Below are 18970 nucleotides of genomic sequence, written 5' to 3'. Positions count from 1 at the left end.
AGGTCGAGCGGCGAGGTGTGCACCAAAGGTCACGTGTCCCGCTCAGGCGTTGGTGCTGCGATCACCGCCTGTGCGTCACGCTGAAGTCGCTTCCACATGCCGTGTAACTGGCGATGTAGGGTGTCGTTATCGATATCCTGAACGCCGCGCCGAGCAAGCACCACTATATCCACAGAGGGTAAGTGATCTTGGCGAAGACGGACGGATTCTCGAACGAGACGCTTGAAACGGTTGCGATCTACGGCGCGCTTGACATTTTTTTTGCTGACCACTAATCCAAGGCGGGGATGCCCCCGAGTACTTAGGCGGACTAACGCCATCATACCTTTGCCATGCAATTTAAGGTCTGCTTGATCAAACACGTGACTGAAATCCCCAGCATTTAATAACCGTAATTGCCGGGGAAAGCCTTGCTGCGGCACACGCAATCCGAGATCAGGCGCTCAGACGCTTGCGGCCCTTGGCACGGCGACGTGCGAGGACGGCGCGACCGTTTTTGGTTGCCATACGAGCACGGAAGCCATGCGCGCGCTTGCGCTTGAGAACGCTAGGTTGAAAAGTGCGTTTCATAACTCGTTATTCCCACGTGGTTTAGGACGGAAAGTGAATTCCAAAAAGCCCGGTCCAGTGAGGAACTAGCCGGGGAGATTCAATTCAAGACCGGAAATTGTAGAGACTTCCTCTGCTGGGTGCAATTTTTCCTTGCATAAAAGCGTTATCACGCCTCAGTCAGCGTGCTTGATACGGTGAGAGTAGCAATTAATAAAGTCACTATTATTACTAATAGGTAGTTCTAAATCTGTTGTTATTAATAGTGGGGATACTATTTGTGGATAAGTGGTTTTAATTATTATTTTTCAATGGCCTATAATAATAAAAAATCTGTGTGTAAGTTCCGTATAAGCCGTCCACAAGGTGTTGGCTAGATGTGATTAACCCGTTTATAAGACGCCTATTTAACAATTGTCCCCGTCCCTCCACAAGGTTTTCCCATAGGCTCATTGTAAGTTGTCCACAGGCCAATATTGAGGGGTAAACCCGTGTGGATAACCGAGGCTTTGGGCGCTACAATGGTCGGCCGTTTTCAACCGATGGTGAGATGAGTGTCACTGACGCTTTGGCAACAGTGCCTGGACAACCTGCAGGATGAGCTGAATTCACAGCAGTTCAATACCTGGATACGCCCGCTGCAGGCAGAGGAAGGAGAGTCCAACGAGCTGCGCTTATTGGCGCCGAATCGCTTTGTGCGCGATTGGGTGAGCGATAAGTATGCCAAGCGGATTAGTGAGCTGATGCGTGAACTCGCACCGGCCAAACCGCCAAAGGTAAGCCTGACGGTGGGTAGTCGCCGCTTGGCCACCCAGGCCCCTCAGCATCGTGATTTGGGTAATCCTGTATCCGCTTCACCGTCGCGGCCAGCATCGCCTGCGGTACATACGCCGCCACGCGGCGATATTGCCGATGAGCGCGAAATCGATAGGCTGCGTGATGAAACGCCAAGCCGACGTAATAATGAACGTCAGGTACAGGTAGAAGGCAGTCTGAAACATGGCAGCGGGCTTAATCCGAATTTTACTTTCGATACGTTTGTAGAAGGTAAATCGAACCAATTGGCTCGCGCTGCCTCCCGCCAGGTGTCTGAAAATCCTGGCGGTGCTTATAACCCTTTGTTTTTATACGGTGGTGTTGGCCTTGGTAAAACCCACTTAATGCATGCGGTGGGGAACGCATTGGCAACCCGGCGTGAAAACGCCCGGGTGGTATACCTGCACTCAGAGCGGTTTGTCGCCGATATGGTTAAAGCGCTCCAGCTTAATGCGATTAATGATTTTAAGCGTTTTTATCGCAGTGTTGATGCGTTACTTATTGATGATATTCAGTTTTTTGCTGGAAAAGAGCGCTCTCAAGAGGAGTTTTTTCATACCTTCAATGCACTCTTGGAAGGCGGGCAGCAGATGATCCTCACCTCTGATCGCTATCCTAAAGAGATCAGTGGGGTAGAAGAGCGACTTAAATCACGCTTTGGTTGGGGCCTCACGGTAGCGATTGAGCCGCCGGAGCTTGAAACCCGCGTCGCTATCTTGATGAAAAAGGCCGACCAAGCTAAGGTCGATTTGCCTCACGATGCGGCTTTCTTCATTGCGCAAAAAATTCGTTCCAACGTTCGCGAATTGGAAGGTGCGCTGAAAAAGGTCATTGCTGATTCACACTTCATGGGTAAAACGATTACCCAAGACTTTATTCGTGAGTCTCTAAAAGATCTGTTAGCGCTTCAGGATAAGCAGGTAGGGGTAGATAATATTCAGCGTACGGTCGCTGAATATTACAAGATTAAGGTGGCGGATCTGCTTTCGAAGCGCCGGTCACGCTCAGTTGCCCGCCCTCGTCAGGTGGCGATGGCGCTTGCTAAGGAGCTCACCAATCACAGCTTACCTGAGATTGGCGATGCCTTTGGAGGGCGAGACCATACAACGGTGTTGCATGCTTGCCGGAAAGTGAAATCATTGCAGGAAGAGAGCGCGGATATTCGTGAGGATTACAAGAATTTACTGCGCCTGTTAACCAGTTAATCATCCCATGGGTCGGGCCTGTTATGCGCAGGTCTTTCAGGATATAGAACCGGAGTATTGATGAAATTTTCGATTTCCCGAGAGGCGCTGCTACGTCCGCTGACTCTGGTCGCTGGTGTTGTTGAGCGTCGCCAAACGCTGCCAGTCCTTTCTAATGTACTGATTCAAGTAGAGGGAGACCAGGTGTCGCTCACCGGCACTGACTTAGAAGTAGAGCTCGTGGGTCGCACCGTGGCCAGTCAAGTTGATCAGGCGGGTTCCGCGACTGTGCCCGCACGTAAGCTGATGGATATTTGTAAATCACTGCCAGATCAGTCCGACATTCAACTGGCCGTTGAAGAGGGGCGCGCCGTACTTCGCAGTGGTCGTTCACGCTTTACGCTGTCGACTCTTCCGGTCGCCGAATTTCCCAATATCGAAGATGCGGATGGCAGTCAGGAAATTAGCGTACCCCGCGGTACTCTAAAGCACCTGATTGAAGCGACCTCGTTTGCCATGGCGCAGCAAGATGTGCGTTATTACCTGAATGGTATGCTACTGGAAATCCAGAGCAATTTGCTGCGCACGGTCGCCACTGACGGTCACCGTTTGGCGATGTGCTCGCGCCCAATCGACGTGACTGTTAGCCAGTCTCAAAAGCTCATTGTGCCGCGTAAAGGTATCCTTGAACTATCACGCTTGCTGGATGACAGTGATGAACCTGTCAGCCTGACGTTGGGTTCAAGCCATGTGCGCGCCCACACTGGCGATTTTACGTTCACCTCCAAGTTAATCGACGGTAAGTTTCCTGACTATGAGCGTGTCGTGCCGCGCAATGGGGATAAAGTACTGATTGCTGAGCGTGCAGAGCTGCGCCAAGTGCTTTCACGTACGGCCATCCTCTCGAATGAAAAGTATCGCGGTGTGCGTCTTTATCTTGAGGAGAACAACCTTAAGGTAATGGCCAACAATCCAGAACAGGAAGAAGCTGAAGAGAATATCGCCGTTGAGTACAACGGTGGTTCAATGGAAGTCGGTTTTAACGTTGGCTACTTGGTTGATGTACTAACGGTGCTTAATGAAGAGCGTGTGCAGATTACGTTGGCCGATCCCAATAGTAGTGCTCTGCTTGAAGAGCCTGGCGGTGGTGATGCCCTTTACGTTGTTATGCCTATGCGCCTATAAACGTTTTTCCATTGCCACAGTTTATATATAAGCCACGCTACGTTAGCGGCGTTTCTGGGAACAGAAACGCCGCTAACGCGTTTGGAACGATGCTTCGTTTTTTGAACTCTTTTAAGTGGTGATAATTGGATGAGCCTGACACTGCTTAACTTCCAGGGTTTACGTAACTTACAGCCTGTTGAAATGACGCCCTCTTCTCGAATTAACGTTATTAGTGGTGCCAATGGCAGCGGTAAAACCAGTCTTCTAGAAGGTGTGCACATTCTGGGAATGGGGCGCTCGTTTCGCACCCGCCAGTTAAAGCACGCGATTCAAGCCGATGAGCCCCATATGACCCTGTACGGGCACTTAAGCGGTGAGCCGGAGGTTACCCTGGGCGTGCGTCGCTTGCGTGCTCAGAGAGAGCTTGAGCTGCGTTTGAAGGGTGATAAAAATGCTCGTTTGGCCGAGCTTGTTGAAACTATGCCCCTCCAATTGATCAACCCTGATGCTTTTCGACTACTTGAAGGATCACCAGCTGGGCGACGTGAGTTTCTTGATTGGGGAGTGTTTCACGTGAAACATGACTTTTTGGGAATATGGAAACGAGCTCGCCGTGCGTTGAAACATCGGAATGCACTGCTCAGGCGTGGTAGAATACATCCTCAGGAAATGGTGGTGTGGGAGCAGGAGCTGGCCAACTGGGGGGAGCAGATGGATATATTCCGTCGTGCTTGGTTCAGCGATTTTTTGCCAGTTTTTGAAGAAACGCTTAAGGTGCTACTTCCTTTGCCCGGCTTGTCGCTTCATTACGCAAGGGGGTGGGATAAAGAGCGCTCCCTTTCGGCAGTTTTACACGATAGCCGAAATACTGACCAGCAAATGGGTTTTACTCAACAAGGCCCGCAGCGTGCAGATTTACGCATTAGGGTTAACAAACAGCCTGCTGTAGAAGTGCTTTCCAGAGGCCAGCAAAAGTTAGTAGTGAGCGCCTTAAAACTCGCCCAGGGGCGGTTTCTGGAAAGAACGGCACAGCGGCACTGTATTTATCTGATCGATGATTTGCCAGCCGAGCTGGATGAGCGAAATCGCCATCAGTTTTGCGAATTACTTGAAGATATGCAGTGCCAAGCATTTATTACCAGCGTCGAACCTACAGCGTTAAGAAATGCCTGGCGTACTAATACTTCGGTGAAGATGTTTCACGTGAAACATGCCGAACATGGGTTAAGCAAATTAATGCCAGACGATTAGTACGATACAGTTAATGCAGCAGCTAGCTCGGTGAAGCTAATTAGCCGAGCTAAGCGAGTAGGTTAGGCGATACGGAATGAGACAGACTTCACGACGGAGTGGTCAATGAGCGAGCAGGCTTACGATTCATCAAGCATCAAGGTGCTCAAGGGACTGGACGCTGTGCGTAAGCGTCCAGGTATGTATATTGGAGACACCGACGACGGTACAGGGCTGCACCACATGGTCTTCGAGTTGGTGGATAACTCCATCGACGAGGCGTTGGCTGGACATTGCAGCGAAATTCGCGTTGTCATCCACCCGGATGAGTCGGTCACCGTTAGCGATAACGGCCGTGGCGTTCCCACTGAGCTTCATGAAGGGGAGGGTGTTTCCGCTGCTGAAGTTATCATGACGGTACTGCACGCAGGCGGTAAATTTGATGATAACTCCTACAAAGTTTCCGGTGGCTTACACGGTGTCGGTGTTTCGGTCGTCAATGCACTTTCCGCTGAACTGCGTTTAACGATTTGGCGCCAGGGTGAAGTGTTTGAGCAGATGTACCACCACGGCGTGCCTCAGGCGCCGCTAGGTGTCGTGGGCAAAACTGAAAAAAGCGGAACGCGGGTACATTTCCGTCCCTCTCCAGAAACGTTTGGCAATATCGAATTCCATTTTGATATTTTAGCGAAACGGTTGAGGGAACTCTCCTTCCTGAATTCCGGTGTGGCTATCCGCTTGTTGGATGAGCGTAGCGGTAAAGAAGAGTTATTTCACTATGAAGGTGGCTTAAAAGCCTTTGTTGATCACCTGAACACCAATAAAAGTGTCATTAACCCGGTGTTCCACTTTAACGCTATCCGTGAAGATGGCGTTGAAGTTGAGGTGGCCATGCAGTGGAGTGAAGCCTTCACTGAGAATATTTTCTGCTACACCAACAATATCCCCCAGCGTGATGGCGGGGCGCATTTGGCGGGCTTCCGCGCAGGCCTGACCCGTACGCTCAATAACTATATTGAAGCGGAAAACCTGCTGAAAAAAGCCAAGGTGAATACCACGGGGGATGATGCGCGTGAGGGGCTAACGGCTATTATTTCAGTTAAAGTGCCGGACCCTAAATTCTCGTCTCAAACCAAAGACAAACTGGTATCCAGTGAGGTGAAGACGGCCGTTGAGCAAGAAATGAGCCGCCTATTCTCCGAGTATTTGATTGAAAAACCTAACGAAGCAAAAGCGATCGTTAATAAGATGCTTGACGCCGCGCGTGCCCGAGAAGCAGCACGTAAAGCGCGGGATATGACACGCCGTAAAGGTGCTCTGGATATTGCAGGTTTGCCGGGCAAGCTAGCTGATTGCCAGGAAAAAGATCCAAGCCGGTCAGAACTCTACTTGGTGGAGGGTGATTCGGCAGGGGGGAGTGCCAAACAGGGTCGAGATCGTCGTACCCAGGCTATTTTGCCGCTTAAAGGTAAGATTCTTAACGTTGAAAAAGCGCGTTTCGATAAAATGCTCTCTTCAGCGGAAGTGGGCACCTTAATCACCGCGCTCGGTTGCGGCATCGGCCGTGAGGAGTTTAACCCCGATAAGCTTCGTTACCATTCGGTTATTATCATGACCGATGCGGACGTCGATGGCTCCCATATTCGTACGCTGCTATTGACCTTCTTCTTCCGCCAAATGCCAGAGCTGATCGAGCGCGGGCATATCTTTATTGCTCAACCCCCGCTGTATAAAATAAAGCGCGGTAAGCAAGAGCTTTATCTGAAAGATGAGCAGGCGATGGTGGACTACTTGACCACCACGGCCCTGGATGGCGCTGGTTTACATGTAAATGCCAATGCACCGGGTATCTCGGGTTCTCAGCTTGAAACGCTGGTGAACCAGTATCGCAATGTGATGAAACGGATCGATCGTTTATCGCGGGTTTATCCCAATGAAGTGCTCAAGCAAATCATCCATACGTCTGCGTTAAAAGGTGAGGCGAGTCTGAAAGATCGCGTCACTATGCAGAATTGGATTGATGAGCTGCAGAAGACCATGGACGACATGGTCGCCTATGAAGGTGGGCCGCGTTACCACTTCCATCTTCAAGAAGACTCTGAGCGTGGGCTTTTCTTGCCTACCGTAGCGCTGGTGGCCCACGGTGTTACCACTGAGTACACCTGGGGACTCGACTTCTTCGAAAGTGCCGACTATCGAGGCATTGCTGAATTAGGCGAAACACTGGAAGGGTTCCTTGAAGAGGGCGCCTTTATCGCCCGTGGCGAGCGTCAGAAGCCTGTGTCGCACTTCTCCGAAGTGCTGGCCTGGCTAATGCAAGAAGGCCAGCGTGGTCTGTCTGTACAGCGCTATAAGGGCCTGGGTGAAATGAACCCGGATCAGCTCTGGGATACTACAATGGATCCCGACAGTCGCCGTATGTTGCGCGTCACAATCGAAGATGCCGTGGGTGCCGATATGATGTTCAACACCCTGATGGGGGACGATGTTGAACCGCGCCGCGACTTTATTGAGACCAATGCTCTGGTGGCGAATTTGGATGTGTAAGTCAGGCTGCATTTAAAGTGTTTCACGTGAAACACCTTAATAAGTCTTAATGGCATAATGGTAAGAATGATAAGCGCCGCTATGAAACTATTCATAGCGGCGCTTTTATTTAGGGCAAGCACAAAGCTTCTAGCTGTCAGGTAATCGGCCAGCTAGGATTACATGCCTATATATCGTTACCGTGTCATTACTCAATTAACCAATCAACAAATTGAGCTAAATCATCAAAGACCATGGTCTTTTCAAGGCCAGCGCCTTTTTGTTCAGTTTTACTTCCTTTGCCAGTTCTAACCAGCGCTGTTTTGCAACCTACTGCCTTGCCCGCCTGCAGGTCTCTCAAACTATCACCCACCATCCAGCTTCCTATTAAGCTTTCTAGATTCACCTGGTGCTGGATTTCTTGAAGCATTCCGGGCAACGGTTTACGGCATTGGCACTTATCATCTGGCCCATGAGGGCAGTAAGCAATATGGGCAATATGGCCACCTTCCGCTTCTACTAACGTTATTAATTGTTCATGCATAGCATGGAGGGTTTTTTCATCATAATAGCCACGGGCAATGCCCGATTGGTTTGTTGCGACTGCAACAAAGTATCCCGCGCGGGTGAGGCGGGCAATGGCTTTGATTGAAGAGGGGTAGGGCACCCACTCATTAAGGGATTTGATGTAGTTATCGGAGTCATGGTTGATGACACCGTCTCGATCCAGAATGACAAGTTTATCGGCACTTAGCATAGAGATCCTATTGTTACGGTTGCAGCGACCAACGCTTTTTGCCCGCTATTTTAACGACTATCTTACCCGGGTCTCGCTAAAGTGTTTCACGTGAAACACATGCCCAGCCCTAAACAATAAAAAAGCCCAACCCGTTAAGGGTTAGGCTTAAGTTGCGAGTCATCAAGCGAAGACTACTGCGGGAGTAGCGAAATATCAGCGACTTCTAAGAACAGTGCCTGAAGGCTGGCAAGAAGCGCTAACCGATTGCGCTGAATAGCCGGGTCGTCAGCCATGACCATCACTTGATCAAAAAAGGTGTCGACCGGCTCACGCAACGTAGCAAGCGAGTCGAGTGCCTGCTGATACTCACCTGCGGCAAATAGCGGAGCCACCTGCGATTGGCTAGCTGTCACCGCGTCGAACAGCGCTCGCTCGGCATCTTCCTGTAACAAGTTTTGATCGACCTGGGTGCTGCCGTCGTGTTCCTGCTTGACCAAGATGTTGGAAACCCGCTTATTAGCGGCAGCCAGTGCAGCTGCTTCATCACGCTGAGCAAACGCTTTAACAGCACGAAGGCGACGAGCGAAGTCGAGGGGGTTAGTAACCGGACGTGCATGTACCGCAAGGTACATTTCAGCGCTAATTCCCTCTTCCTGGCCCCAGGCGCGGAAGCGATCCAACATGTAAGTGAGCACATCCTCAACTAGACCATCAGCCTTAGGTAAGCCCTGATGCTGATCCGCGGCAACCTTAAGCAGCTCGCGTAGATCAAGGTGGAGCTCACCTTTGACCAGAATGTTGAGCACACCAATCGAGGCGCGACGCAGCGCGAACGGATCTTTTGCACCGGTAGGGCGCTGACCAATGCCGAAAATGCCTACCAGGGTATCCAGCCGGTCAGCTAAAGCTAACGCTTTGCCTGTGGCAGTTTGCGGAATTGCATCGCTAGCAAAGCGTGGTAAGTACTGCTCTTCAAGGGCTTGAGCAACCTCTGTAGGTTCGCCATCCTGCTCGGCGTAGTAGCGCCCCATAATGCCTTGAAGTTCAGGGAACTCGAGCACCATCTCGGTCACAAGGTCGCATTTGGCAAGCGCTACGGCGCGCTGGGCGTGAGCCACATCGCCGTTGATCTGCTCGGCGATAAAGGTCGCAATAACCGTACTGCGGCGGGCTTTATCAGCCAGGGTGCCAAGCTGTTGCTGGAATACGACACTTTCCAACTGTGGAATGCGCGAAGCGAGCGTACGCTTGCGGTCGGTATCATAGAAAAATGCCGCATCGGCTAAGCGAGGGCGAATGACTTTCTCGTTACCGGCAATGACCTGGTCGGGGTCAGCGCTGTCGATATTGGCAATGGTGATAAACAGCGGCTTCAGCTTGCCAGCGTCGTCCAGCAGGTGAAAATATTTCTGGTTAGCCTTCATTGAGGAGATTAGGCACTCGGCTGGGACTTCCAGAAAGCGCTCATCAAAGCTGCCTGTAAGGGCGACCGGCCACTCCACCAAACCGCTCACTTCTACCAGCAGGGCTTCGTCGATAACCGCATTGGCCTCCTGCACTTCAGCCTCTGCTAATACCTGTTCACGTATGCGCTCACGCCGTTGCTCCCGGTCCACCAACACATAGGCATTTTCCAGGGCGGCTACATACTCATCGGCGTGGGCCAGTTGAATTGCATCAGGCGCGTGGAAACGGTGACCGTAGGTAGTGCAGCTAGCCTCTAGGCCTAGCGCCTCAGCGGCCACGACGTCGCTACCGTAAAGTGCTACCAGCCAGTGCACTGGACGTGAAAACTCAATTCGTGAAGCACCCCAGCGCATGTTTTTAGGTACGGGGAGTGTACTGATTGATTTGCGGATAATTTCAGGCAGCAGTGATTGAATAGACTCACCTTGCTGCTGTTCTCGAAAACCTAGCCAGGTACCTTTGTCGGTTTCCAGATGAATCAGCTCATCGACGCTGACGCCACAGGAGCGTGCGAAGCCTTCCGCCGCTTTAGTGGCAACGCCATCTTTAAAGGCAGCCGCCAGCGCTGGGCCACGGCGCTCAACGTCGCGGTCAGGCTGTTTATCGGCAAGCTCACGCACTTGTACGGCTAAACGTCGTGGTGTCGCAAACGCGGTAACACTGGCGAAGGGAACATCGGCTTCTTGCAGGCCTTTCTCAATGCCTGCGGCAAATGCATCGGAAAGCGCGTCCAGAGCCGTGGGAGGAAGCTCTTCTGCACCGAGTTCCAGTAAAAGGGTATTTACAGCCATTAGTCGTCTCCCTGGTCGGCGAGTAGCTCTTGTAACAGTTCCCGGCGAAGATTTTCTGGCGCCATAGGGAAACCTTCTGCTTTACGCGACTCAAAGTAGGCGGTGGCTACATCGCGGGCCATGGTACGAACGCGCAGAATGAAGCGCTGACGCTCGGTGACCGAAATAGCGTGGCGAGCATCCAGCAGGTTGAACGTATGCGATGCTTTCAATACTTGCTCGTAGGCGGGCAGCGGTAGGCTGGCAGCGAGCAGTTTGCCGCACTCTTGTTCCTGGTGGTCAAAAGCGCCGAACAGCTGATCCACATCGGCATGTTCGAAATTGTAGGCAGACTGTTCGCGCTCGTTTTGCAGATAGACGTCGCCGTAAGAAACTTTGCTGCCATCGGGGGCAATGGCCCAAACGAGGTCATAAACACTGTCGACGTCCTGCAAGTACATGGCGATACGCTCAAGTCCATAGGTCAGTTCGCCGGTGACCGGGTAGCATTCTATACCCCCGGCTTGCTGGAAGTAGGTAAACTGGGTGACTTCCATGCCGTTTAACCAGATTTCCCAGCCTAGGCCCCAGGCGCCCAGGGTAGGGGATTCCCAGTTATCTTCGACAAAGCGAACGTCGTGAATCAGCGGATCAAGTCCGAGGCGTTTAAGCGATCCAAGATAAAGATCCTGAAGGTTGCTCGGCGATGGCTTCATCACTACCTGGAACTGGTAGTAGTGCTGTAGGCGGTTAGGGTTTTCGCCATAGCGGCCGTCAGTAGGGCGGCGGGAAGGTTGCACATAGGCAGCGTTCCAGGTTTCGGGACCAATTGCCCGCAGGAAGGTGGCGGGGTGGAAGGTGCCCGCGCCGACTTCCATATCGAGCGGCTGAAGGATGACACAGCCCTGTTCTGCCCAGTACTGCTGCAGAGCAAGGATCAAGCCCTGAAAGGTCGACACATCGGGTGTCGATTGGTTTGTCGAGACACTCATCGCGGAAAGCACCGTTGGCCATGAATTCATAAGGCGTCAAGTATACAATCCTAGGCAGATGGGTTATAGGCAAGTATGCCAACAAGCCGCTTTAGGTAAGGAGAACAGCATGATTGTCGTAACAGGCGGTGCCGGTTTTATCGGCGCCAACTTAGTTAAAGCACTGAACGCCCGTGGTCGAAACGATGTAATGGTGGTCGATGACCTGCGTGATGGCACCAAATTCGTCAACTTAGCTGACTGCACGCTGGCGGATTATCTGGATAAAGATGATTTCCTTGCCAGGGTAAAAGCAGCTCTCAAGGGCGAAAGCGTCGATTTACCCAGGATTGAAGCGATTTTTCACGAAGGCGCCTGCTCGGATACTACCGAATGGGATGGCCACTACATGATGGAAAATAACTTTGAATACTCCAAAGTGCTGCTTAACTACTGTGAGCAGCAGGGCATTCCCTTTCTATACGCCTCGTCAGCTGCCACCTATGGCGGCAGCGAAGTATTTAAAGAGGTACCCGAGTGTGAAAAGCCACTCAACGTATACGGTTACTCAAAGCTGCTGTTTGATCAGCATGTGCGTTCGCGTTGGAATGAATTAACGACTCAGGTGGTGGGTTTTCGCTATTTCAATGTGTATGGCCCGCGTGAACAGCATAAGGGCAAGATGGCCAGCGTGGCATACCACAATCATCTGCAAATTCGTAATGGCGAAACCCTGAAGCTATTTGGCGCTTACGGGGGTTATGAAGCGGGTATGCAGAGCCGCGATTTCGTTTATGTTGGTGATGTGGTCGATGTAAATCTTTGGTTTTTAGACCATCCTGACAAGTCAGGTATCTTTAATCTTGGCACTGGTCGCGCTGAGCCGTTTAAAGCGATTGGCGAGTCTGTCATCGATTTCTACGCTAAAGGTGAGATCGACTACATTGCTTTCCCAGAAGAGTTGAAAGGGCGTTATCAGAGTTATACCCGTGCCGATATTAGCCAGTTACGCGAGAGTGGCTGCGATGTGGAGTTTAAAACTGTGGCTCAAGGGGTGAAGGCCTACTTGGGGTGGCTAAATGGCTAACTCAGCTCAGCGTTTGCTGGTGATTGGCCCTTCGTGGGTCGGCGATATGGTCATGGCTCAAAGCCTGTTTATGACCTTAAAAGCCCGCCAGCCAAGCGCCACGATTGGTGTGGTGGCACCGGCATGGTCACAGCCTATTTTGGAACGTATGCCCGAGGTGGATGAGGTGCTGCCGCTGGCGGTTGGCCACGGTGAGTTTGGCTTGGCTAGCCGTCGCGAACTAGCAGCGCGTCTACGCGGACGTTTTGACCGTGCCATTGTGCTACCCCGTTCGTGGAAGGCGGCACTGGTGCCCTTTATGGCACGTATCCCTGAGCGAGTCGGTTTCATAGGCGAGCATCGATATGGCCTTCTTAAGGAGCGTCGTAAGCTCGATAAGCAGGTGCTCGATCAAACGGTAAAGCGTTTTGTGTCGCTGGGTTTACCCCTTGAAGAAGCGACTAGCGGTGATTTTGCACTACCTAAACCCCGCCTGCAGATTGACCGAGATAATCTTGTTAATTTACGGCTGACGCATTCACTTTCATCGCGCATAGCTATTGGCATGATGCCCGGCGCTGAGTACGGCCCCGCCAAGCAGTGGCCGATTAGTTATTTTCATACGTTAGCCAAACGTCTGGTAGAAGATGGTTTTGAGGTACGCGTGTTGGGCGGGGCAAAGGATGATCCGGCGGGAGAAGAGATCACCCACGGCCTTTCCCATGCGCATAACTTGTGCGGTAAAACGCAGTTGGCCGATGCCGTTGATTTGCTGGCAGATTGTCAGCAAGTAGTCACTAATGACTCGGGTTTGATGCATGTGGCCGCCGCGGTTGGGGTACGCATTCATGCGCTGTACGGCTCTTCATCGCCGGCCTACACACCGCCGCTGACGGATAATGCGGTCATTCATTATCTGGCGCTCTCCTGCTCCCCCTGTTTTCAGCGGACGTGCCCACTGGGGCATACCAACTGCCTCAACCATCTGAGCGTTGATCAGGTTTACCAACAGATACACGCTGCTCATCAACGGGAGACCCTGATAGCTAATGGGTGAGCTCAATTTCATCTGCTAGGTCGGCAGGTGTTTCTACTGTTTGCTCTTGAGACGTGGGCACGTCAGACTCTCGGCGCTGGGGTGCAATGCCTTCCCAAAGGCGATGCTGTAGTGCCGTCTCTTCCCGCAAGCGCTCATTAAGCACCTCAATGCCGTGAGCCTCTACCAGCGTATTATTATCGCTGAACAGAGACGTGCCTAGCCCGGCACGATTGCCCTCTAAGCGGAACCCTAGCGCATCCAACAGAGTGGGGAAAACATCCACCATGGTGGCGTCCCGGCGAATGCGCTGTGGCTGGATATCTTCACCCAACATAATCAGCGTGTTATCGCGGTCTAACGCCGTCAATTGATCCCACACCGAAACCCGCATTGTCAGATGGTCGCTGAGCACAACAACAAGAGTATTATCGAGAAGACCCTCGCTTTCTAAGCGCTCAATTAAGTCCCTGGCCAGCCACGTAGAGCACTCCACCGAGTAAAGAATATCCTGACCATCAAACTCGCCTTGCCGATCCATACACGATTGAGAGGGATAACCGTTAGGTGCATGGCCTGCTAGGTTAAGGCTAACCACCCCCCATGGGCCGTTATCTTCTTGATTCAGGCGACGAATTTCGTCTGCAGTAATATCATAAAGGGTGTCGTCATAAAGGCCCCAGCTATTCACATACTCAGGATCCTCTAACAGGGGTTCTAAATCTTCACGCCCTTTTACCGTATTGAATTGGTGGCCACGGTAGAACAGACCTTTACCAGCAAACTGAGTACTGGCACCGCCCAAATAGCTCAGACGGTAACCCTGTGAGGCGAGTATGTCCCCCAGGCAGTCAACCCCCGGAACCACCTTGGACAGAGGGTCAAACTGGCTGTCGTGGAGAAGTCCAGCTGGCATCAGCGGCACGCCACATTGGCTGGCAATCATGCCCGCCATTGTCCAACCAGTGTTATCCATCTGACGAACACCCTCAAACACCGCTCCTCGTTCACCCAGCGTATTAAGATGGGCGTAGGCATCCCCGAACAGATCGTTGGAGTAAGTACGCTCAATGCTTTCTAGATACAAGAGAAGCAAGTTGGGGGCGTCTCTCAGTTCCTCAGTAGGAGGTGTCTTATAGCGACGATCCAGCCATGCGCCATCATCTGTGACTATCGCAGCGCTGCGTTGACCCAGGCCAAACAGTAGCGGATTGCTCGCCAGTAGCAGAATAGCGAAAAAGCGTTCAGCTAACCGCCAGCGCTGGTCGTGACGTGATAGCCACGTTACCGCTGCCAGCACTCCAATCATGATTAGCGTATAAAGCACAGCGGTAATCATCTTACCGGCGCCACCGTGCTCGGCCATGCCTGCTTGAAGATGAAAAAACACCGCGCCTAGATCGACGATGCCGAAACTATCTGCTAGGTAAACGTAAACACCCCATAGGCTCAGCGGCAACAGCGACCAAGGCCACATTTTACGGTAACGAGCGTTAGCCGGGTGGCCCCAGCGCAGCTTCAAGCCCACACCAATCCACACGGCTGCTACAAAAAATAGCGTCCACCAAGGCAGGCGGGTCAGCACCGTAGCGGTATAGCCTAGGCAGAGGCCAATAGTGATGATCGCTATTTTTCGAATAGCACGAGGATTCATATTTAGCCTACATTATAAGACGAGTTAATTAATATTAGAGCATGACGGTTTGATGCTTGGCGATCCTTTTGAAGCACCACTCAGAGGCATGGCTGCGGCAAAATTATAATCACCAGCATAAACTTTTTGCGCACAGTAGGTAAATCTAGTTTTTGTTTGGCGCCACTTCCGCTTGGTATAGCGATTCGACAATATTTTACTATGCAAAAGTAACCATGTTTTTAGATTGATTTTTTTTGGAGAGAAACCATCAATCATAACCAGCTTATTATTAGCGTGCTCACCCTCAATGACAAAATTATCTATATTAAAATCAGATGCCGGAACACCATTAACAGAAAAATTATAAATGATTTTTTCTACTAACAACAAGGCACGCTCAACGTTGAGTTCTCTTCTAAATAAAAGCTTGCGCAAAGTAATAGACTGGCCATGGTCGTCAACAATTCTTTCGACAACTAATCCAGGTCCTTTGTTCGTTCTTACCCAGCTTTGACATTGACTAATTAAACAATCAGAATTAGTAGAAGCAATAGATTTTGATACATACCACTCAGAAAAGCTCTGTCGATGATCTTTTTTCCAGCTTTCAGGGTGCCTAGCAACTTTAATTATTTTTGAAGGATTGGACTCATCTAAATAACAGACTCGATTTGAACCATAGGATAAAATACTACTATCGTTCAAAATTATTTTTTCACTACTCTTTATTTGTTTTTTGATTTCTCTAAATGAGGTTTGCATATATCATCCTTGATATTTTCTTTGAGGTGTTCTGAAATTAACGATTTTAGCGTTTGATATTGATACTCGTAAGTGTAATGACTCGCCGTTTCGACTAGTTGGCTGTGTATAATTGTATTGTCTTTCAGCATGAGGCTCTCAATTTTTATCGCCCACTGCTCTGAAATATAACCGTTTACAATTAAATCTTCTAACCCGTCCTTGAGCAGCTCTCCAGCACCTACACGTTCAGATACCAGCGTCAATGTGGAACATGCCATCGCTTCTAATATAACACAACCAAACTCTTCGATATGTGCAGGCAAAACAAAGAGATCTAACGCAGCATAGTATTGCTCTACCTCAGGAACCGTTTTTTTCCATATAAAATATTGGTCTACACCTAGACGAACTGTTTTTTCTTTATATGTATCTATCTCTCCCTGTCCAATAACTAAAAAGCGATACAAAATGTTGTTTTCTTTTACTAAATCTCGCGCGATTTCAATGAATAAGTCTAAATTTCTTTTTTTGAAATCACCGGAAGTAATTAAGCCAATGAGCTTTTCTTCTTTTTTAATGCCAAGCTCATCTCGCTTTTTTTGCCTAAATATTGATTTTTTAGAGTCATTAAATTGGTTTGAATCAAAGCCTGGGTAAAATACGCTTATTTTGGAAGCTGGAATGGCGTAACGAGTAGTTAAATCATTAGTCATTAACTGAGAGTTAGCAATGACCTTCTGGTAGTTACTTTTTCTTAAAATTCTGTTATGTATTTTAGAAACACTATTTTTTTGTTGAGCTGAGTTTGGGTAAATTACTTCTTGTGCGAAATCAACGCAATTGTGCATAAAAATTATATTTGCACTTTCCATATCACCATGACTGATGATAAGAGAGGGTTTGTTATGTTGACACCATGCATTAGCACGTCTGCTAAACCATAGTCGTCTTATATAGCTAGTTAGCGGAATTTTTTTAATAATTTTTAAATCCGCACCATAGGACATAATTGTTTTTTTATTAACTTTTTCACATATGACGGTTACGCGATACCCCATGCTTTTTAAAATTGAAATTTGTTGCAGAGCAATCCTTGCTGCGCCAGTCGTCTTATTCAAGTTTCGGATGGCAATAACTGCCGTCGGTATGTCTTCCATGATAAAACCTGTTGTCAGAAGTTTTTGAAATTCAATAGTGGGTCTTCAAGAAATTTTTCATATATTTCCAAAATACACCATTGGCATTCGACACTGCTATTACTAACCCTCTCCAGCCATCGCGCCAGCCCTGCTGAAAGAAATATGTTCGCAGAAAAGCAAAAACTGCTTTGAAAAAAATGGCCGGAACTGAGTACTGCTTTAGCCTTCCAGATTCAGCACGAATGTTTGAGTAACGATTAATTTTTTCTAGAAACTGCGACAAATCTGTCACGGCGGTATGCTTTATAGTACCCGATAAGCGTTGTACACGGCTAATATTGCTCACGGGTATAGTTTCGTGAACCATGGCATTGTTGAAATTATGACGGCGACGATCGAATAGCCGAATTAGCCAGTCATTACCCCATCCAGAGTAACGAACTGGCTGATCCATCATCCAGTTTTCGCGCAAGATCTCACCTAGGTCGCTAGGTGATGCGTCGTTAATCCACTTTGTGATTGAGTCGATGAGTTCTGGGGAAGGTGCTTCGTCGGCATCAAGTGAGAGTATCCAATCATGCTTGGCTAATGAAACGGCATAACGTTTGGTAGGCCCGAAGCCAAGAAAATCACCTTGATGTAGTGAAACGTTAGGATATTTCGCCGCAATACGGAAGGTATCATCGGTGGAGCCGTTATCGTAAATCACCACGTTTTCAAAACACTGCACAGCATCCAGCGTATTTTGTAACGTTGAGGCAGCATTTCGAGTGATAATAACAACGCTAACGCCTGTAGGCATAAGTGATGATCCTGTGAGTGTGAGAGAATAGATCAAGAGTGCTATTGTAGCGTTTTTATTTTTACAAAATCTTCAGTGAGGCGCTATTGCACATCATCCATGTCAATTTGGCCAAAGGCTTCCGGGGTGGTGAACGTCAAACGGCATTGCTTATCCAGTCGTTAGAAAATCTAGTTGCTGCGCAAACGTTGGTGTGCCGCCACGATTCCCCGTTACGCGACAAGCTAGAGGACGTTGCTAATCTCAGGCTGGTTGATGCTAATCATCAACTGGCAGGGCATGTGCGGGCTGGTAAAGCTTCTGTGGTACACGCACACGAAGCTAAAGCAGTTCATTGGGCATGGTTGCATAAGCGCTTATATCGAACGCCTTATGTGGTAACGCGACGCGTTGATACAATAATTAAGGATAAGTGGGCTAATCGTCTTTTTTACGGGGATGCTGACTGCTGTGTCGCTATTTCATCAATTATTCAGCAACAATTGATGCATTGGACTCAATACGACATACCGGTCATTCCTAGTGCCATGTCTAATTTTATACCCGATAATCAAGTGACTAGGGATTTTAGATCAAGGTATGCTGATCGTTTTATTGTGGGTCATATTGGCGCGTTGGTGGATCGTCACAAAGGACAGCGCGTGATTTTAGATGCAGCTTCTCAATTACAAAAAAGTCATCCAAATCTGCTGTTTGTCTTCTTTGGCCAGGGAGAAGATGAAAATGTGCTGCGACAAGAAAGTCAGCATTTAGCTAATGTAGTGTGGGCAGGGTTCGAGCCCAACATTGGCGATTTTATTTCAGGGTTGGATCTTTTTGCATTTCCGTCACGAAATGAAGGGTTAGGTTCGGTACTGCTTGATGTTATGCAGGCTAAAGTCCCGATCGTGGCTACTCGAGTGGGAGGCATACCTGATCTGATCAGCCATGAAGAGACAGGGTTATTGATAGAAACTGGCGATGCCATCGCGTTACGTGATGCTGTTATTCAATTAGCAGAGTCTAAAGAGTATAGGGCCGCTCTAGCTGAAAACGCTCATCATCGTTTAACGTTATTCAGCCCGCATTTAATGGCGCAAAAATACTGTGATGTTTACCATTCCCTTGCCAACTAGCGTGTGTGGAGCC

16 protein-coding genes are annotated in these 18970 nt (G+C 49.6%); 7 read left to right on the top strand and 9 right to left on the bottom strand.

The features are described 5' to 3' along the window. Positions 1–29 precede the first annotated feature (29 nt). Positions 30–422 carry a ribonuclease P protein component gene (gene rnpA / locus MLE19_RS07900; protein ID WP_240717641.1) on the bottom strand — a complete coding sequence of 131 codons (393 nt, stop codon included), beginning with the start codon at positions 420–422 and terminating at the stop codon, positions 30–32. A gap of 13 nt (positions 423–435) precedes the next feature. After that, positions 436–570, bottom strand: coding sequence for a 50S ribosomal protein L34 (gene rpmH, locus MLE19_RS07895; RefSeq protein WP_008959105.1), 135 nt, complete (start codon positions 568–570; stop codon positions 436–438). A 533-nt stretch (positions 571–1103) separates the two neighbouring features. Here rpmH and dnaA point away from each other — a divergent pair. The 4 genes from dnaA to gyrB all read left to right on the top strand — a co-directional run bounded on the left by dnaA (position 1104) and on the right by gyrB (position 7493). Continuing rightward, on the top strand, positions 1104–2570 hold the full coding sequence (dnaA, locus tag MLE19_RS07890; protein WP_240717640.1) for a chromosomal replication initiator protein DnaA: 1467 nt from the start codon (positions 1104–1106) through the stop codon (positions 2568–2570). Positions 2571–2630: 60 nt separating this feature from the next. Next, complete coding sequence (gene dnaN, locus MLE19_RS07885) at positions 2631–3734, top strand: DNA polymerase III subunit beta (RefSeq protein WP_240717639.1); 1104 nt, start codon at positions 2631–2633, stop codon at positions 3732–3734. A 129-nt stretch (positions 3735–3863) separates the two neighbouring features. Further along, entirely contained in the window at positions 3864–4967 is a 1104-nt protein-coding gene (gene recF / locus MLE19_RS07880) for a DNA replication/repair protein RecF (protein WP_240717638.1), read from the top strand. A gap of 105 nt (positions 4968–5072) precedes the next feature. Beyond that, a complete protein-coding gene (gene gyrB, locus MLE19_RS07875) occupies positions 5073–7493 on the top strand; it encodes a DNA topoisomerase (ATP-hydrolyzing) subunit B (protein ID WP_240717637.1) in 2421 nt (806 codons plus the stop codon). 187 nt (positions 7494–7680) lie between these two features. Here the strand turns inward: gyrB and gmhB are convergent, their stop codons facing one another. The 3 genes from gmhB to glyQ form a co-directional block, all read right to left on the bottom strand. Then, positions 7681–8229: a D-glycero-beta-D-manno-heptose 1,7-bisphosphate 7-phosphatase gene (gene gmhB, locus MLE19_RS07870; protein WP_240717636.1), complete on the bottom strand. Its 549-nt coding sequence runs from the start codon at positions 8227–8229 to the stop codon at positions 7681–7683. 173 nt (positions 8230–8402) lie between these two features. Continuing rightward, positions 8403–10469 (bottom strand): glycine--tRNA ligase subunit beta, encoded by a 2067-nt coding sequence (glyS, locus tag MLE19_RS07865; RefSeq protein ID WP_240717635.1) that lies wholly within the window; start codon positions 10467–10469, stop codon positions 8403–8405. Beyond that, on the bottom strand, positions 10469–11440 hold the full coding sequence (gene glyQ / locus MLE19_RS07860) for a glycine--tRNA ligase subunit alpha (RefSeq protein ID WP_240717634.1): 972 nt from the start codon (positions 11438–11440) through the stop codon (positions 10469–10471). Before glyQ ends, glyS begins: the two co-directional genes overlap by 1 nt. A 109-nt stretch (positions 11441–11549) precedes the next feature. On the opposite strand from glyQ, the gene rfaD reads away from it, so the two are divergent. Both rfaD and waaF read left to right on the top strand, forming a co-directional pair. Next, positions 11550–12506, top strand: a complete 957-nt coding sequence (rfaD, locus tag MLE19_RS07855) for an ADP-glyceromanno-heptose 6-epimerase (RefSeq protein WP_240717633.1) — start codon at positions 11550–11552, stop codon at positions 12504–12506. Continuing rightward, positions 12499–13542 carry a lipopolysaccharide heptosyltransferase II gene (waaF, locus tag MLE19_RS07850; protein WP_240717632.1) on the top strand — a complete coding sequence of 348 codons (1044 nt, stop codon included), beginning with the start codon at positions 12499–12501 and terminating at the stop codon, positions 13540–13542. Before rfaD ends, waaF begins: the two co-directional genes overlap by 8 nt. Here waaF and MLE19_RS07845 read toward each other — a convergent pair. Genes MLE19_RS07845 through MLE19_RS07830 form a run of 4 tightly spaced genes read right to left on the bottom strand, consistent with a single transcriptional unit; the run spans position 13532 to position 17842 of the window. Next, positions 13532–15175 carry a sulfatase-like hydrolase/transferase gene (locus MLE19_RS07845; protein WP_240717631.1) on the bottom strand — a complete coding sequence of 548 codons (1644 nt, stop codon included), beginning with the start codon at positions 15173–15175 and terminating at the stop codon, positions 13532–13534. The genes waaF and MLE19_RS07845 overlap by 11 nt on opposite strands. 24 nt (positions 15176–15199) lie before the next feature. Next, the gene (locus MLE19_RS07840) at positions 15200–15919 is read right to left on the bottom strand and encodes a YrbL family protein (RefSeq protein ID WP_240717630.1); all 720 of its coding nucleotides are present in this window, start codon (positions 15917–15919) and stop codon (positions 15200–15202) included. After that, positions 15883–17058 carry a glycosyltransferase family 4 protein gene (locus MLE19_RS07835; protein ID WP_240717629.1) on the bottom strand — a complete coding sequence of 392 codons (1176 nt, stop codon included), beginning with the start codon at positions 17056–17058 and terminating at the stop codon, positions 15883–15885. The genes MLE19_RS07840 and MLE19_RS07835 overlap by 37 nt, the downstream gene beginning before the upstream one ends. 31 nt (positions 17059–17089) lie before the next feature. Next, positions 17090–17842 carry a glycosyltransferase family 2 protein gene (locus MLE19_RS07830; RefSeq protein ID WP_240717628.1) on the bottom strand — a complete coding sequence of 251 codons (753 nt, stop codon included), beginning with the start codon at positions 17840–17842 and terminating at the stop codon, positions 17090–17092. A gap of 86 nt (positions 17843–17928) precedes the next feature. On the opposite strand from MLE19_RS07830, the gene MLE19_RS07825 reads away from it, so the two are divergent. Further along, the gene (locus MLE19_RS07825) at positions 17929–18957 is read left to right on the top strand and encodes a glycosyltransferase family 4 protein (RefSeq protein ID WP_240717627.1); all 1029 of its coding nucleotides are present in this window, start codon (positions 17929–17931) and stop codon (positions 18955–18957) included. The last annotated feature ends 13 nt before the right edge of the window (positions 18958–18970 follow it).

The organism is Vreelandella neptunia, from assembly GCF_022489065.1.
GTDB lineage: Bacteria > Pseudomonadota > Gammaproteobacteria > Pseudomonadales > Halomonadaceae > Vreelandella > Vreelandella neptunia_A.
The sequence above is the reverse complement of the archived record's forward strand: the minus strand, read 5'-3'. Positions and strand labels throughout refer to the sequence as shown.